The following is a 15,476-nucleotide window of genomic DNA, read 5'->3' as shown; positions in this document are numbered from 1 at the left end:
GACGGCATGACGGATCAATGGGATGCCGGGCGACTGGACAGCGACCTCGAGGGTGTCGCTTTCGACACCCTGGCGGTGCGCGCCGGTCAATACCGCACGCCGGAGGCTGAGCACAGCGACGCGCTGTTCTTCACCTCCAGCTACGTGTTCCGCACGGCTGCCGATGCAGCTGCGCGGTTTGCCGGTGAAACACCGGGCAACGTCTATTCGCGCTATACCAACCCGACCGTGCGCGCCTTTGAAGAGCGTCTGGCGGCCCTGGAAGGCGCCGAACAGGCAGTCGGCACCTCTACCGGCATGTCGGCGATCCTGTCGACGGTGATGGCGCTTTGCAGCGCCGGTGATCATGTGCTGGTCTCGCAAAGCGTGTTCGGCTCGACCATCAGCCTGTTCGAGAAGTACTTCAAGCGCTTTGGCGTCGAGGTGGACTACGTGCCACTGGCCGAGCTCAGCGGTTGGGAGCAGGGTATCAAGGCCAACACCAAGCTGCTGTTCGTCGAGTCGCCGTCCAATCCGCTGGCCGAGCTTGTCGATATTGCCGCGCTGGCCGAGATCGCCCATGCCCGCGGCGCGCTGCTGGTGGTCGACAACTGCTTCAGCACCCCAGCGCTGCAGCAACCGCTGAAGCTGGGTGCCGACATCGTCGTGCATTCGGCAACCAAGTTCATCGATGGCCAAGGCCGTTGCATGGGCGGTGCGGTGGCCGGGCGTAGTGAGCAGATGAAAGAAGTAGTGGGCTTTCTGCGTACCGCAGGGCCTACCCTCAGCCCGTTCAACGCCTGGGTCTTCCTCAAAGGCCTGGAGACGCTCAAGCTGCGTATGCGCGCCCATTGCGAGAGTGCCAAGGCGCTGGCGCAGTGGCTTGAGCAGCAGGATGGGGTAGAGAAAGTCCACTACGCTGGCCTCGCCAGCCACCCGCAGCACGAACTGGCCAAACGGCAGATGAGTGACTTCGGTGCGGTGGTGAGCTTTGAGGTCAGAGGCGGCAAAGACGGCGCCTGGCGCTTCATCGATGCCACCCGTTTGCTCTCGATCACGGCCAACCTGGGTGACAGCAAGACCACCATCACCCACCCGGCGACCACTTCCCACGGCCGTCTGTCGCCGCAGGAGCGTGAGGCGGCGGGTATCCGCGACAGCCTGATCCGCATTGCGGTTGGCCTGGAAGACGTTGCTGACCTGCAAGCCGACCTGGCGCGTGGGCTGGCAGCGCTGTGATCGACTGGAAGGGCGGCGAGCCCGATCATAACGGTCGGGTCGCCCTGGTTACCGGTGCCGCCCGCGGCATCGGCCTGGGCATTGCCGCCTGGCTGATCTGTGAGGGCTGGCAAGTGGTCCTCAGCGACCTTGACCGCCCGCGCGGTGCCAAGGTGGCCAAGGCCCTGGGCGACAATGCCTGGTTCATCACCATGGACGTTGCCGATGAAGCCCAGGTCAGTGCCGGGGTGTCCGAGGTGCTTGGCCAGTTTGGTCGCCTCGATGCACTGGTGTGCAACGCCGCCATCGCCAACCCGCACAACCATACCCTCGAGAGTTTGAGCCTGAGCCAGTGGAACCGGGTGCTGGCGGTCAATCTGAATGGCCCGATGCTGCTGGCCAAGCACTGTGCGCCGTATCTACGTGCCCATGGCGGCGCCATCGTCAACTTGACCTCGACCCGTGCACGCCAATCCGAGCCTGATACCGAGGCTTATGCGGCGAGCAAGGGCGGGCTGCTGGCGCTGACCCACGCCCTGGCCATGAGCCTGGGCCCGGAGATTCGCGTCAATGCGGTGAGCCCGGGCTGGATCGACGCACGTGACCCGTCCCAGCGCAGGGCTGAGCCGTTGACCGATGCCGACCACGCCCAGCATCCGACCGGCAGGGTAGGGACAGTGGAAGACGTCGCGGCGTTGGTGGCGTGGTTACTGTCGCGTCAGGCCGGGTTCGTTACCGGCCAGGAATTTGTAGTGGACGGCGGCATGAGCCGGAAGATGATCTATACCTGATCCGTTTTGCCCTTTTTGAAAAAAAATTCAATGGGGGTATTGACTTAGCATCGGTACCTGCGTAAATTTCGCGGCCTCAGCGAAGTAAACGTAACAAGCAAGACTAGGTAGAACTAGGCAACACTTGAAGCGAATATGGGTGATTAGCTCAGCCGGGAGAGCATCTGCCTTACAAGCAGAGGGTCGGCGGTTCGATCCCGTCATCACCCACCACTTTCTGAGATGTTCCTGACTGGTCAGCTTCGCAAGAAGCAAATCGGTAGAGAGGAACAGGACGCAAGTCCACTATGCGCAGCGGTAGTTCAGTCGGTTAGAATACCGGCCTGTCACGCCGGGGGTCGCGGGTTCGAGTCCCGTCCGCTGCGCCACTTTTCTCCAGATGGGTGCTTGTCACCGGTCTGAGGTTCAAAGGCCAAGCCTTTGTGCCAGACCCAGTTTCAATCGGGCGCAAGCCTGAACGATACGCAGCGGTAGTTCAGTCGGTTAGAATACCGGCCTGTCACGCCGGGGGTCGCGGGTTCGAGTCCCGTCCGCTGCGCCATCTTCGCCTCGAGGCCCTTTGAACGCCTCGAAGCAACACAAAAGAAGCGATCACGTTATCGCTTTTTTTGTGCCTGAACCGCCAGCACAGGTTGCTGTAGGTCAGATCCCAGTTTCAAACAGGCGCAAGCCTGAATGATACGCAGCGGTAGTTCAGTCGGTTAGAATACCGGCCTGTCACGCCGGGGGTCGCGGGTTCGAGTCCCGTCCGCTGCGCCATCTTCGCTTCGAGGCCCCTTGAACGCCTTGAAGCACACAGAGAAAGCGACCTTCGGGTCGCTTTTTTTGTTTCCAGCAGTTATCCCTCTTCATCGACGGTATCCACTCAGCGATAGAAGTGTGACGCTTGCTCAGGCGTGCCTGCGTGCTGAAGCATGCCGACGCTCCTCGTGACTACGACGCACACGACTAAGCTAATTCTAAAAAAGTATTTATTTTGCTTTTTTAAGATCGTTTAGCTTTAACCCAACCCCAACGCCTTGCTGTCCAGTCAGGCGTTGTCCAGGCGTCGGGCTGAAGCAATATCCCACTGACGCCCGCTTTTTTTTCGTCAGCCTGTGAGCCGGTTTTGGCCCAGCTGATCTGTCGGGAGTCGTCGTGACAGTCATCCAATCGCCGCTGGCGCCAGTGTATGAGTCAGAGCTTGATCTCAATGTTTCCGAGCAGGACGACGGCGACGTGGTGCTTGAACTTCGCTCGGTGACCAAGCGCTACTTGCGTGGCAAGGGCACGCCATCGCTGCCTGCGGTCAATGACGTCAGTCTCAAGGTGCGCCGCGGTGAGGTCCTGTGCCTGATGGGCACCTCTGGCAGCGGAAAATCGACCCTGCTGCGTCACATCAACCGTCTGATCAAGCCGAGCCAAGGTGAAGTGCTCATCGACGGCCAGGCCCTCAGTGGCTTGAGCAACAGCGCGCTGCGGGTACTCAGGTCACGACGCATCGGCATGGTGTTCCAGCACTTTGGTCTCCTGCCCCATCGCACCGTGCTCGACAATGTCGCATTGCCGCTGGAGTTGAGCGGTGAAGCCGAGGGCGCTCGGCACGCGGCAGCTGCCGTGCAGCTCAAGGCGGTCGGGCTTGAGGGCTGGGGCGAGCATTATCCGCATGAGCTTTCCGGTGGTATGCAACAGCGGGTCGGTCTGGCCAGGGCGCTGGTGTCGGAGCCGGACATTCTGTTGATGGACGAGCCGTTCAGCGCGTTGGACCCGACTATTCGCCGAGACCTGCAACTGCACTTTCTGAGCCTGGTCCGTGAGCGTGGCATCACCACCTTGCTGGTGACCCATGATCCTGCTGAGGCGTTGCGGCTGGCCGACCGTATAGCAGTCATGCGCGGCGGGCGACTGGTGCAATTGGCCGCACCGCAGACGTTGCTCGAGCAGCCGGCTGACAGCGAAGTGGCGGATTTCTTCCGCGACTGCCAGCCCGCTTCGACCCCGCCGGCTGCGGCGAGCAGGTCAACCCAGACCGCCTTGCCAGCAGAGCGCCGGGCGCAGCCGGGCAGCACCGCCTTGCCCTGGTGGCAAGCAGCGCTGCAGGGGCCAGCCGCGTTAGCGGCGCGCGGCAAAGGCGCAGCCTTCTGGGGCACGTTTGGGGTCGAGCTAGCCGCGCTGGTCGGGCTGGCACAGTCGACTGCCGGGTGGCTGAGCATTCTCGCGCTGCTGGCACTGCTGGCAAGCCGCCTGACTGCGGTCAGGCTGAGCCGTCATGCGGGTGCAAGCGAAGGTACTGGCTGGCTACTGCCGCTGGCCTTGGTGGTTGTCTGCCAGGCGCTGGTGCTATGGCGTGTGGCGGCACCAGAGCCAAGCCACGCGTTGCTGCAGTTTCCGGTCAACCGCCAGTTGCTGCTGGTAACCGCACAAGCAATCGACGACTTTATCGGTTGGTCGCAGGTCACCTTTGAGGGTGCATTCGTTGGTGTGATCGTGGCCGTGCGCACGGTGATCGAGGGTGTCGAAAACCTGTTGGGCTGGTTGCCATGGCCGGTTGCGGCACTGACGCTGGTGTACCTTGCCTGGCGCTCGGCTGGCTGGGGGCTGGCGTTCACCAGCGCCGCCGCCTTGGCGTATATCGGCGTGTTCGGCTTCTGGGACCACACCATTGCCACGCTGGCGCTGGTCGGCTCCTCGGTGCTGATTGCCCTGGTCATCGGCGTCCCCAGCGGGATCTTGTTGGCTAAACGGCCACTGCTGCGGCGGCTGATGACACCGTTGCTGGATGTCATGCAGACCTTGCCGACGTTTGTCTATCTGATCCCTGCCGTGGTGTTTTTTTCGGTCGGCAAGACGCCTGCGGTGATTGCTACTGTGATTTTTGCGCTGGCGCCGATGATTCGCCTGACCTCGCTGGGCATTCAGGAAGTACCCAAGGATGCCCTCGAAGCCGCCGTCGCCCATGGCGCCAGCCCCTGGCAGACGCTGTGCAAGGTGGAGCTGCCGCTGGCTCGGCGTTCGCTGCTGCTGGGGATAAATCAAACCATTGTCATGAGCCTGTCGATGGTGGTGGTCGCTGCCTTGATCGGCGCCGGCGGCCTGGGTTACGACGTCATGACTGCGCTGCGCAACATCAAAGGCGGCGAGGGCGTGCTTGCGGGTATCGCGATTGTCGTGTGCGCGCTGATCCCTGATCGGATCATTCAATCGAGCCTGCGCAAGCAAGGCCAACTCTACCAGTGAAAGTGAGACTTACCGTGAACCCATCTTTATCGCGTAGCCTCGGCGCGCTGGCTGTACTGGCCGCCGTCATCGGTTCGAACACGGCGTTGGCCAAGGACAAGATCGTCATTGGCGAACAGAACTGGACTGGCGCAGTCGCCATTCAGTACATCCTCGGTGAAGTGCTGCAGAGCCGCCTCGACGCCGACGTCTCCTACCTGGCGGGGGACGTCCCGGTGCTGCTCAGCGCAGCGTCGAAAGGCGATGGTTCGGTAGACGTGCTGACCGACATCTGGATGCCCAACCAATCCGCTGCCTGGGCGAAATATGTCAGCGGTGCCAACCCTTCGCTGTTTCCGAACAAACAACCGTACACCGGCGAGCAAGGCTTTTACATCCCCGGCTATCTGCAGGACAAATACGGGGTGAAATCCGTGTATGACCTGAAGAAGCCGGAAGTCGCCGAGCTCTTCCAGCCACCGGGCGGCGGCAAGGCGCAGTTGCTGGTCGGGCCAGCGGGCTGGGAGTCAACCTACATCGGTGAGATCAAGGCCAAGGATTACCAGTTTGCCGATAAATTCGAGTCGATCTCCACCGAGGCAGCGGTCACCTATTCCAGGCTGGCGGCAGCTTACAAAGCAGGGCGAGGCGTGGTGTTCTATGCCTATACCCCGGACTGGATATTCTCCGCCTTCGACCTGCGCCGATTGCAGGAGCCGGCATTCGATGGGTATGCCCAGGACAACAAGAAGGGGGATCCGTTGTACAAGGCTGACGGCTGCTGGAAGTTCATCAGCCCTACAGTTGACCCTGACTGGCTCAACAAAAGCCAGATCACTTGCGCGTACCCGGATGCCAAGGTTTACGTGTTGTCGTCGGTCGCCCTGCAAAAGCGTGCACCGAAAATTGCCGCGTTTCTGCAAAACGTCGCTATCGAACCTGCGCAGCTCAATGACCTGATTCTCAAGATCGAAAAGGAAAAGCAGCCGGCTGAAATTGCAGCCAAGGCGTGGGTCAAGGCTAACCCTGCCATCATTGCTCGTTGGCTGGGCGAGCCTCAACAGACCGTGAGTGCCAACCAATGAGTGCAGCCTCTGTTCGTTTGTTGGATGGCGGCATGGGCCGTGAGCTGCAGCGCATCGGCGCACCGTTCAGGCAGCCGGAGTGGTCGGCGCTGGCATTGATTGAAGCGCCCGAGTTCGTGCTGCAGGCGCATCGCTCGTTCATCGCCGCTGGCGCCAGGATCATCAGCACCAACAGCTATGCCGTGGTGCCGTTTCACCTCGGTGAAGAGCGCTTTGCCGAGCATGCTCAGGCGTTGGCCGAGAGGGCAGGGCGCCTTGCCCGCGAGGCTGCCGATGAGTCTCCCGCGCCAGTCACGGTGGCTGGCTCATTGCCGCCGGCGCTGGGATCTTACCGCCCGGATTTGTTCGATCATGCACGCAGTGTCGCCATTCACCGGCAACTGATTGCTGGCTTGCGCGAGCGGGTTGATGTCTGGCTGGCGGAAACACAAAGCTCTGTCGCCGAAGCTCGCGCCGTGGCCGAGGCACTGGGTGCGCAGCCGAAGCCACTGTGGTTGTCCTTTACCTTGCTGGGCGAGGTCGCCGGGGCCCCGCGCTTGCGCTCAGGTGAGACGGTGGCTGAGGCCGTGCGTGTGGCGGCGGAGCTGGGCGCGGCCGTCGTGTTGTTCAACTGCAGCCAGCCAGAGGTGATGGCTGCGGCCTTGCATGAAGCGCGCGTGGTCATCCAGCGCCTCGGTCAGGCCATCGAGCTTGGGGTGTATGCCAATGCGTTTCCTCCAGTCAGCGCGGCGGCCAAGGCCAATAGTACCTTGCTCGAGATTCGTGATGATCTGACCCCTCAGGCATATCTGCAGTGGGCAAGTAGCTGGGTGGCCGCTGGAGCCAGCATCGTTGGCGGTTGCTGCGGGATCGGGCCGGAGCACATCGAGCGGTTGCATACACACCTGTCGGCAGGGTGATCGCGTCTTGCTATCTTGCTCACAGCGCCCCTATCACCGTGTTGAGGCAGCCCAGCTTTAGCCAAAGCTGACAGCCTCTTCACAGATCAACGGTTTAAGTCAGCGGGTATGTGTTGCACAATAGGCGCCATTCGACCAATCCGGTATTCATGATGTCCAGATCATCCGTCTTCGGTGCGCTCGGGCTGGCCCTTGTGCTGGCGGGCGTATCCGGTTGCTCCTCGAAAAAACCTGCGGTCTACGAGCACGAGAACTTCGATGACTCGGGCACCTACTCGCGCAGCTTCCCGGTCAGCGACGCCGGCTCCTGCGAAGCGGCCCGGCGCGCGTTGCTCAGCCAGGGCTATATCATCACCAGCACGGGCGACAACCAGATCGCCGGCAACAAGAGCTTTCAGCAGAACAGCGACAACCATCTGCAGATCAGCTTCAGCGTCACCTGTGCACCCGACAGCAGCGATGAGCAGCGTTCGACGATGTTCGCCAACGCCCTGCAGGATCGCTACGCGCTGAAAAAGTCCAATACCTCGGCCAGCCTTGGCGTAGGCATTCTTGGCTCGGTGTCGATGCCAATCGGTTCGAGCGATGATTCGATGGTCAAGGTGGCCAGCGAAACCGTCACGGCGCCGCAGTTCTATGAGCGCTACTTCGCGCTGGTCGAGAGCTTCCTGCCCAAGCCCAAACCGAAGAAGGCGAAAAAGGCTGAAGCCAAGGTGGAGGCGCCGAAGGCTCAACAGCCAGCGCCAGATCTGGGCCTGCCGGAGCAAGCGCCAGCGCCGGCTGCATTGGCTCCGGCTGCAGCGGTCGCGCCGGCAGCGGCCCCAGCGGCCCCAGCGGCTCCCGAAGCACCTGTAGTCGCCCCAGCGGCCGTTGCTCCCGTCAGCGAGGCACCTGCCGCGCCGCTGGTAGACGACAGCCGCAGCTCGCAGCCGATCGCGCCACCCAACGAGGCTTCGCCGATCCAGGTGCAGCAGGAGGCTCCGGCCAGCGAGGCTGCTCCAGCCTCGATGTAAATGGCCTCTGCAAGGCCTCGATCGGCCTTGCAGTTTGTTGTTACAGCTTGCCAGGCTAATCATTCGAACCCCTGCTACGTTTATCACTCATAAGCTTGTCATCAATGCGTCATGCGCCCGCTTTAGCGTGGCGACATGAGCCAACATCATGAGTGAAGAGGAAGCAGGGCGATGGACGACTATCAGGAAGAGCTGCTCGAATATCAGGCCTATGAACTGGACGCCCCCGAACCAGACGACGCCACCGAGCTCTAACCGGTGCGCCGTTGATTACGCCGGAACTCCCCCGGCGTAAGCCCGGTCCAGCGCTTGAACGCACGTTGAAAGGCTTCTGCTGAAGCAAACCCCAACAGATAGGCAATCTCGCCGAAGGCCAGCTCCGTGTCGCGGATGTAGGTCTCGGCAAGATCCTGGCGGGTGTCGTTGAGCAGGCTGCGAAAGCGCGTGCCTTCTTCGGCAAGCTTGCGGCGCAGGGTCCAGGTCGGCAATTGCAAATGGCGGGCGACTTCCTCCAGGTCAGGCTCGCGCCCGCCGTTAAGCAGCGGCCCGAGCAGATGCGTGATGCGCTCGCCAAGGCTGCGTACACGGGTGTGCTGGGCGAGCTCCACTTCACATAGCTGGAGCAGCTGCTGCCAGGTGCTGGGGCAGTGCTGCGGGTTGGCCTGCTCAAGCGTGGCCCGGCTCAGGCGCAGCTGATTACCTTCGGCCGCGAAGTGTATCGGCGTGGCACAAAGTGCCTGATAGCCCGCTGCGTAGCTTGGCGCTGCAAATTCGATCTCCATTCGCTCTGCCTGCACCGGCTGCCCCGCCAGCTGGCCTAACTGCGCAAGCCAGCCCGACAGCAGCGAGTCGACCACGAAACGGTTGTAGTCGTTGTAGGGGCTGATCGAATAGAAGCGCAGCCAGGCGCCTTGCGTGTCTTCGACAAACACCGAGCTGCCGCGGTAGTTGGCCGCATATAGCGGCTCGAAGCGCAGCAAGGTGCGGGCAGCTTCGCCGAGCGTCGGTGCTTGAGCTGCGGTGACTCCGGCCAAACCTGTCTGTGCCAGCCGGCTCAGGCAGCCCATGCGCAGGCCCAACGCTGGCTCGCCGCTGAGCTTGATTGCTGCATGGCCCAGGTGCATGTAGCGCGGTATCGACAAGCGCGCGCCGGGCTGGGCGAGGCGGCTGCTGGTCAGGCCGTAACGCTCGAGCAACGGCGTAGGGTCATGCCCCAGCTGTTGCAGGGCCTCGGCCAGAGGCTGGACGAACCCTACAGTCAATTCACCGAGGCGCACACGCGGCCTGGGCATGGCGTTACAACCACACGTTTAGCAGGCGGGCGCCATGCTGCGAGGTGCCGGCCAACTGGCCGCCAGCGTGGTTGGCAAAGCCTTGACCGTCAGCGCCAAGTTCCCAGAATTGGCCACGCATGAACACGCTGATGCTGGTCAGGCCGGGATTGGCGGCCAGGGTCAGTTGCCGCCAAGCCTGTTGTTCGCTGACTTGACCACGCTGCAGTGGCAGCTCGGCGGCGGCATCCTGATGGCGATTACCGCGCCAGGGTGCGTCCCAGCTGTGCTTGCCACTGAGAAATACCGGGTTGGCGATCAGCTGTGCGGACTGCTGCGCCAGCTGCTGATAATTTTCCGGGTACCAGCTGTCACTGCCGATCAACACGCCAAGGCGTCCAGCTGGGGTCGAAACGACGTGCAGGGGCTGCTCGCGACCGTCTTGCCCGCGACCGTCCTGAATGTACCGGCGTACTTCGCTGTCGGCAAACTGCTGGCGTTGCGGCTGCCCCAGCACACTGCCGTCGCCGGCGAATACCACGCTGCTGTTGAACAGTGGGCCGCTGCCGGCGTGCAGCACGCCGTTCTCCACATAGGGCGCGGGCAAGACAATCGAGCCGGCCACCAGGGTCACGCCAAATTCCTTTGCCAGGCCGCTGAACAGAGCCTGATAGTCGGCGGCCATCTGCGCCGCCTTCATGCGCAGATGCGCATCGGCGCGGCGGTCGTCGCCGGTCGCCCAAAGCATTGCCAGGCCGTAGCGCAGCGGGTTACTCAGCTCAAGCCATTGCTCGGCCTCGCGCCGCTGGGTCACTTGATACAGCTCGTTTTTTTCACCGCGCGCCCATAGCCATGTGCCGATGTGCTCAGGCAACACCACCACCGTGCGCGGATTCACCAGCCCCTGCTCGCGGGCCTGCTGCAGGTAAGCGGCAAGCTTGAGGCGCAGCCGTTGCAGGTTTTGATAGTCGCTGGGGTAGAGCAGCGGCTCGATGCCGAGCAGATTGCCGCGCTCGCCAGGGCTACCCTGATTGAGCGCCAGCTCGATACGCAGGTCAGACAGGTAGTGGCCTTCAGGGCGCTGTTGCGTCCAGAAACCATAGCCACACAACGCGGCGATCATTACCAGCGCCAGGGCGCTTGCGAGAAGTTTGCGCATGAACCGCTGCGGCACCATCGAATGTAAGGAGCCCTAGGGTAGACCTGCTGTGCAGCAGGATCAATAAGTTGTCAGTTTCGATCATTGAGCCGGTTCAAACGGCTGTTTAATGTCGAGGGCAGATAACCGACGGGCCCCGCATCCCAGCGAGGCGCCTGCATCCCGTGATTTTGCCCATGTGGAGTTGCTCCATGGCTTACCCGAACCTGCTGGCCCCGCTTGACCTTGGCTTCACCACTTTGCGCAACCGCACCCTGATGGGCTCCATGCACACCGGCCTGGAAGAGCGCCCAGGCGGCTTCGAGCGCATGGCAGTGTACTTCGCCGAGCGAGCACGCGGTGGTGTTGGCCTGATGGTCACGGGTGGCATTGCGCCAAACGATGAGGGTGGCGTGTACTCCGGCGCTGCCAAGCTGAGCACCGCTGAAGAAGCCGACCAGCACCGTATCGTCACCGAGGCGGTGCACGCCGCTGGGGGCAAGATCTGTCTGCAGATCCTCCACGCCGGCCGTTACGCCTACAGCCCGCGCCAGGTGGCGCCGAGCGCGATTCAGGCGCCGATCAACCCGTTCAAGCCCAAGGAGCTGGACGAAGCCGGCATCGAGAAGCAGATCGCCGACTTCGTCAACTGTGCCGAACTGGCCCAGCGCGCGGGATATGACGGCGTCGAGATCATGGGATCGGAAGGCTACTTCATCAACCAGTTTCTCGCCGCTCACACCAACCACCGCACCGATCGCTGGGGTGGCAGCTACGCCAACCGCATGCGCCTGGCGGTCGAAATCGTCACCCGCGTGCGTGCGGCGGTGGGCCCTAACTTCATCATCATCTTCCGCCTGTCGATGCTCGACCTGATCGAAGGTGGCAGCGATTGGCAAGAGATCCTGCAGCTGGCCAAGGCCATCGAGCAGGCCGGGGCAACGCTGATCAATACCGGCATCGGCTGGCACGAAGCGCGCATTCCGACCATCGCCACCAAAGTACCGCGGGCGGCCTTCAGCAAGGTCACGGCCAAGCTGCGTGGGCACGTCAACATCCCATTGATCACCACCAACCGCATCAATACACCCGAAGTTGCCGAGGCCGTGCTGGCTGCCGGCGATGCCGACATGGTGTCGATGGCCCGGCCATTCCTGGCCGATCCAGAGTTCGTCAACAAGGCCGCAGCCGATCAGTCCGAGCAGATCAATACCTGCATCGGCTGCAACCAGGCCTGCCTTGATCACACCTTTGGCGGCAAGTTGACCAGTTGCCTGGTCAATCCGCGCGCCTGCCATGAAACCGAACTGAATTACCTGCCGGTGACCCAGGTCAAGCGTATCGCGGTGGTGGGTGCTGGCCCGGCTGGCCTGGCTGCGGCGACTGTGGCCGGCGAGCGCGGCCATCAGGTCACCCTGTTTGACGCCGCTGGCGAGATCGGTGGCCAGTTCAACGTGGCCAAGCGCGTGCCGGGCAAGGAAGAGTTCTCCGAAACCCTGCGCTATTTCCGTAACAAGCTGCAGCTCACAGGCGTGGACGTGCGCCTGAATAGCCGAGTCAGCGCCGAGCAGCTGATTGCCGGCGATTATGACGAGATCATCCTGGCCACCGGGATTGTCCCGCGCACCCCGGCTATCCCCGGCATCGAGCACGCCAAGGTGCTGAATTATCTGGATGTACTGTTGCAGCGCAAACCGGTCGGCCAGCGGGTTGCGGTGATCGGCGCGGGCGGCATCGGCTTTGATGTCTCCGAGTACCTGGTGCACCAGGGCGTGGCAACCAGCCTGGATCGCGACGCGTTCTGGAAAGAGTGGGGCATCGACACTGCGCTCGAAGCGCGTGGTGGCGTGGCCGGGATCAAGCCCGAGCCGCATGCGCCGGCGCGGCAGGTGTACCTTTTGCAGCGCAAGAAGACCAAGGTCGGCGACGGTCTGGGCAAGACTACCGGCTGGATTCACCGCACTGGCCTGAAAAACAAGCAGGTACAGATGCTCAACAGTGTCGAATACCTGCAGATCGACGACGCTGGTTTGCATGTACGCATTGCTGATGGCGAGCCGCAGTTGCTGGCAGTGGACAACGTAGTGATCTGTGCAGGCCAGGATCCACTGCGCGAACTGCAGGACGGGCTGGTCGCAGCGGGGCAGTCGGTGCACCTGATCGGCGGCGCTGATGTGGCCGCCGAGCTGGATGCCAAGCGCGCCATCAACCAAGGTTCGCGCTTGGCCGCCGAGCTGTAACGGCATGGGGTGGGGCTGCAGCGCGGCCCCGGCCCAAGCTGGTAGACTCGGCCGATGTCTGCCGAACTCTCCTGCCTGCCTCAGGCACCTCTACAACCGCTGTGCTTGCCCTGGACTCAGCGCGCTGAGGTCCAGCTCGCAGTGTTGCGTCTGGACCTGATCGACCCGCTGATCAGCGGCAACAAGTGGTTCAAGCTGCGCGACCATCTGGTCGAAGCCTGGCGGTGCAACGCGCCCGGCTTGATCAGCCTGGGCGGCAACCATTCCAACCATCTGCATGCACTGGCCGCTGCCGGCAAACGGTTTGGCTTTGCCACCGCCGGCCTGCTGCGTGGCCATGCGCAGGACACCCCGACCGTGCGCGACCTGCAAGCCTTGGGCATGCAACTGTACTGGCTCGGCTATGGCGGCTACCGGGCGCGACATGAGCCGCAGTTCTGGGCTGAGTGGCAAGCACGCTACCCCGGCTGGCAGTGCATCGCCGAGGGCGGTGGCGGCATGGCCGGCGCACAGGGTTGCCGATTGATCGTCGAGCAGGCACGCGAGCAGCTGCCGCAGCTGGGTTGGGATGACTACGATGGCTGGTGGCTGCCCGTCGGTACCGGCACCACCCTGGCGGGGCTGGTGCTCGCTGAAGCCGGTGCGCGCCCGGTGCACGGCGCCCTTGCGGTGCCGGCTGACCACGGCGTGGCGGCAACGGTGGCAGCGTTGGCGGGAGAGCAGGGCTACCAATTGCATGACGCTTGCCGTGGCGGCTTTGCGCGCATGGATGATGAGTTGCTGGCGTTTATCGCCGACAGCGAACAGCACAGTGGCCTGCCGCTGGAGGCGGTGTACACCGGCAAGGCCCTGCTGGCGCTGCGCGATGAGGTCGAGGCGGGGCGCTTCAGGCCCGGCAGCCGCCTGCTGTTCGTGCACACAGGCGGGCTGCAGGGCCGACGCGGTTACTTGTAGGGCAGCATGCGCACCAGGGTGTTATCGCGCTTGATGTAGTGATGGTAAAGCCCGGCCAGTGCATGCAGGCCAATCAGCCAGTAGCCCCAGCCGCCAACCCGCTCATGCCAGCCCTTGATGAATTTGGCAAAGTCCGAATCAGGCCCGGTCAGCGCGGGCAGCTCGAAGCCGTAGAACGGGATTGGCTTGTCGGCGGCGCTGAGGATCAACCAGCCCGCCAGCGGCATGCCGATCATCAGCAGGTACAGCAGCAGGTGCACCAGGTGCGCCAGGCCAGTCTGCCATGCCGGCGGCTTGGGCGTGATCGGCGGCGTCGGGTTGATCAGGCGCATGGCCAGGCGTAGCCAGACCAGTACGAACACGGTCAGGCCGAACATGAAGTGCAGGTCTTTCATCAGGTTGCGTTCGGCGCTGTCCTTGGGGAACAGGCCACGCAGTTCGATCAGGGCGTAGACGCTTGCCAGCAACACCAGCATCAGCCAGTGCAGGGCAATCGAGATCCGCGCGTAATGCGCCGGCGGGTTGGATGAAACCATGGTCACTCCTCACTTATCAGGTCGAAAAGGCGCTCTTGCTGGCGCGTATCGCTAACTCTAATCGATGGCTGACAGATTTCTTTGCTACAGGTCGAAGGCTGCGCAGATATTTGCGTGAATCTGTCGAAAACCTTGGCGGCCTGCTGCTCAGCTCGGCAAGTGCGGCCAGCTGTCCGCCACCAGAAACAACCGCTGCTGTTCCTCCCAGGCGCCGTCTTCGGCCTGCGTCAACCTGACCAGCAATTGCGCGGGTGCGAACGGGTCCAGCTGCATCAGCCATTGCTCGAACTGCGCTGGCGTCCAGCAGTCGCTGTCTGCAATACGCGCGGGCGCCAGCCAGTGCTGGCGCGTCAGGACCTGCCAGCGGCCCTCTGCCGCGCCGCTGCGGTAGCCGGGCCAGTCGTGCCGGTGCAGCCAGTCACCGCGTAAGTGCGCAGGTTCTGCGCCGGCTGGAGGATGGACTGCAAGCATGCCTGGGTAGAACAGATAGCCGCCCAGCCACAGATGCGCCTGGGGCTGATCCAGGCCAAGCTCCGCAAGCAGCGCCTGGCTCTCTGGCCGAGCAGAAATAGGCAGCTGATGACCGACAAGGTGGGCCAGTTTCAGATCGAGCCGATCATGGCATCCCGGCCCCAACCAGTGCATCGAGCCTGGGCCAGCGCCATTGGCCGGGCCGAGGTAGAGCTTGATCGCCAGTTCCAGATGATGCACACCGTCGCGGTCGCGCAGGAGGATATCCAGCTCGCCCAGAGTGCGGCCGCCTTCGCGGATCGGCAGATTGGCGCCGAGCAGTTCGACCCCGCTGGCGTGGTTCAAGGCGAACTGCCAGAGGGCCTCGTAATACAGGCCCAGGCGCCGGCTGGTCATCTTCACCAGCCAATCGCGCAGCGGTTGATCATCGCCATCCAGCGCCAGTAACCAGTCCTGCAACTGCTGCGGGTCGGCAGCCCAGTCACTGGCGGTCAACGGGTGGCGCTGTGGTGCGGGCAAGTCGCGCATCAGCGGTGGCGACAGCAGCGCCCAGGCCAGATCGCGCACCGCAGGGCGGCGCAAACGGCGGGGCAGGTCGCGCAGCTCGGCGAAGGGCGTCATCCTGCGAGCATAGCCGGTTTGCCGCTGGACGGTCGTTTCGACCATAATCCGTCTATCGTTACCCG

At 63.0% G+C, this 15,476-nt stretch carries 12 protein-coding genes and 4 tRNA genes; 12 read left to right on the top strand and 4 right to left on the bottom strand.

Translation table 11 applies throughout. The features are described from left to right. Window positions 1-6 precede the first annotated feature (6 nt). The 10 genes from AC58X1_RS07785 to AC58X1_RS07740 all read left to right on the top strand — a co-directional run bounded on the left by AC58X1_RS07785 (window position 7) and on the right by AC58X1_RS07740 (window position 8,180). The gene (locus AC58X1_RS07785; RefSeq protein WP_101321403.1) at window positions 7-1,218 is read left to right on the top strand and encodes an O-succinylhomoserine sulfhydrylase; all 1,212 of its coding nucleotides are present in this window, start codon (window positions 7-9) and stop codon (window positions 1,216-1,218) included. Continuing rightward, window positions 1,215-1,988, top strand: a complete 774-nt coding sequence (locus tag AC58X1_RS07780; RefSeq protein WP_101321401.1) for an SDR family oxidoreductase — start codon at window positions 1,215-1,217, stop codon at window positions 1,986-1,988. The genes AC58X1_RS07785 and AC58X1_RS07780 overlap by 4 nt, the downstream gene beginning before the upstream one ends. Before the next feature lie 137 nt (window positions 1,989-2,125). Further along, a tRNA-Val gene (locus AC58X1_RS07775) sits at window positions 2,126-2,201 on the top strand. A 78-nt stretch (window positions 2,202-2,279) separates the two neighbouring features. Continuing rightward, a tRNA-Asp gene (locus AC58X1_RS07770) sits at window positions 2,280-2,356 on the top strand. Window positions 2,357-2,452: 96 nt separating this feature from the next. Beyond that, window positions 2,453-2,529: transfer RNA gene (locus AC58X1_RS07765), tRNA-Asp, on the top strand. Between the two features lie 141 nt (window positions 2,530-2,670). Beyond that, window positions 2,671-2,747, top strand: a tRNA-Asp gene (locus tag AC58X1_RS07760). Between the two features lie 399 nt (window positions 2,748-3,146). Beyond that, on the top strand, window positions 3,147-5,204 hold the full coding sequence (locus AC58X1_RS07755) for an ATP-binding cassette domain-containing protein (protein WP_497428780.1): 2,058 nt from the start codon (window positions 3,147-3,149) through the stop codon (window positions 5,202-5,204). 2 nt (window positions 5,205-5,206) lie between these two features. Next, window positions 5,207-6,268, top strand: a complete 1,062-nt coding sequence (locus AC58X1_RS07750) for an ABC transporter substrate-binding protein (RefSeq protein WP_150570236.1) — start codon at window positions 5,207-5,209, stop codon at window positions 6,266-6,268. Continuing rightward, window positions 6,265-7,167, top strand: coding sequence for a homocysteine S-methyltransferase family protein (locus AC58X1_RS07745; protein ID WP_497428600.1), 903 nt, complete (start codon window positions 6,265-6,267; stop codon window positions 7,165-7,167). The genes AC58X1_RS07750 and AC58X1_RS07745 overlap by 4 nt, the downstream gene beginning before the upstream one ends. Window positions 7,168-7,319: 152 nt before the next feature. Further along, window positions 7,320-8,180 (top strand): DUF2242 domain-containing protein, encoded by an 861-nt coding sequence (locus tag AC58X1_RS07740; protein WP_497428599.1) that lies wholly within the window; start codon window positions 7,320-7,322, stop codon window positions 8,178-8,180. A gap of 251 nt (window positions 8,181-8,431) precedes the next feature. Here AC58X1_RS07740 and AC58X1_RS07735 read toward each other — a convergent pair whose 3' ends face one another. Both AC58X1_RS07735 and AC58X1_RS07730 read right to left on the bottom strand, forming a co-directional pair. Then, the gene (locus tag AC58X1_RS07735; RefSeq protein ID WP_101321393.1) at window positions 8,432-9,472 is read right to left on the bottom strand and encodes an AraC family transcriptional regulator; all 1,041 of its coding nucleotides are present in this window, start codon (window positions 9,470-9,472) and stop codon (window positions 8,432-8,434) included. Window positions 9,473-9,476: 4 nt separating this feature from the next. After that, complete coding sequence (locus AC58X1_RS07730) at window positions 9,477-10,610, bottom strand: nitrilase-related carbon-nitrogen hydrolase (protein ID WP_497428598.1); 1,134 nt, start codon at window positions 10,608-10,610, stop codon at window positions 9,477-9,479. A gap of 191 nt (window positions 10,611-10,801) precedes the next feature. On the opposite strand from AC58X1_RS07730, the gene AC58X1_RS07725 reads away from it, so the two are divergent. Further along, the gene (locus tag AC58X1_RS07725) at window positions 10,802-12,829 is read left to right on the top strand and encodes an oxidoreductase (RefSeq protein ID WP_497428597.1); all 2,028 of its coding nucleotides are present in this window, start codon (window positions 10,802-10,804) and stop codon (window positions 12,827-12,829) included. A gap of 54 nt (window positions 12,830-12,883) precedes the next feature. Then, on the top strand, window positions 12,884-13,783 hold the full coding sequence (locus AC58X1_RS07720; RefSeq protein WP_497428596.1) for a 1-aminocyclopropane-1-carboxylate deaminase/D-cysteine desulfhydrase: 900 nt from the start codon (window positions 12,884-12,886) through the stop codon (window positions 13,781-13,783). On the opposite strand, the gene AC58X1_RS07715 is transcribed toward AC58X1_RS07720, so the two are convergent. Next, the gene (locus AC58X1_RS07715; protein WP_101321387.1) at window positions 13,774-14,319 is read right to left on the bottom strand and encodes a cytochrome b; all 546 of its coding nucleotides are present in this window, start codon (window positions 14,317-14,319) and stop codon (window positions 13,774-13,776) included. The genes AC58X1_RS07720 and AC58X1_RS07715 overlap by 10 nt on opposite strands. A gap of 147 nt (window positions 14,320-14,466) precedes the next feature. Continuing rightward, complete coding sequence (locus AC58X1_RS07710; protein ID WP_497428595.1) at window positions 14,467-15,456, bottom strand: DUF1853 family protein; 990 nt, start codon at window positions 15,454-15,456, stop codon at window positions 14,467-14,469. Window positions 15,457-15,476: the final 20 nt, after the last annotated feature.

The sequence above is a fragment of the Pseudomonas sp. PGPR N4 genome, assembly GCF_059693665.1.
The sequence above is the reverse complement of the archived record's forward strand: the minus strand, read 5'-3'. Positions and strand labels throughout refer to the sequence as shown.

Coding starts and splice junctions, on each gene's coding strand:
- AC58X1_RS07745 (WP_497428600.1), top strand. CDS start 6,265: ATGAGTGCAGCCTCTGTTCGTTTGTTGGATGGCGGCATGGGCCGTGAG.
- AC58X1_RS07720 (WP_497428596.1), top strand. CDS start 12,884: ATGTCTGCCGAACTCTCCTGCCTGCCTCAGGCACCTCTACAACCGCTG.
- AC58X1_RS07785 (WP_101321403.1), top strand. CDS start 7: ATGACGGATCAATGGGATGCCGGGCGACTGGACAGCGACCTCGAGGGT.
- AC58X1_RS07735 (WP_101321393.1), bottom strand. CDS start 9,472: ATGCCCAGGCCGCGTGTGCGCCTCGGTGAATTGACTGTAGGGTTCGTC.
- AC58X1_RS07715 (WP_101321387.1), bottom strand. CDS start 14,319: ATGGTTTCATCCAACCCGCCGGCGCATTACGCGCGGATCTCGATTGCC.
- AC58X1_RS07725 (WP_497428597.1), top strand. CDS start 10,802: ATGGCTTACCCGAACCTGCTGGCCCCGCTTGACCTTGGCTTCACCACT.
- AC58X1_RS07740 (WP_497428599.1), top strand. CDS start 7,320: ATGTCCAGATCATCCGTCTTCGGTGCGCTCGGGCTGGCCCTTGTGCTG.
- AC58X1_RS07710 (WP_497428595.1), bottom strand. CDS start 15,456: ATGGTCGAAACGACCGTCCAGCGGCAAACCGGCTATGCTCGCAGGATG.
- AC58X1_RS07730 (WP_497428598.1), bottom strand. CDS start 10,610: ATGCGCAAACTTCTCGCAAGCGCCCTGGCGCTGGTAATGATCGCCGCG.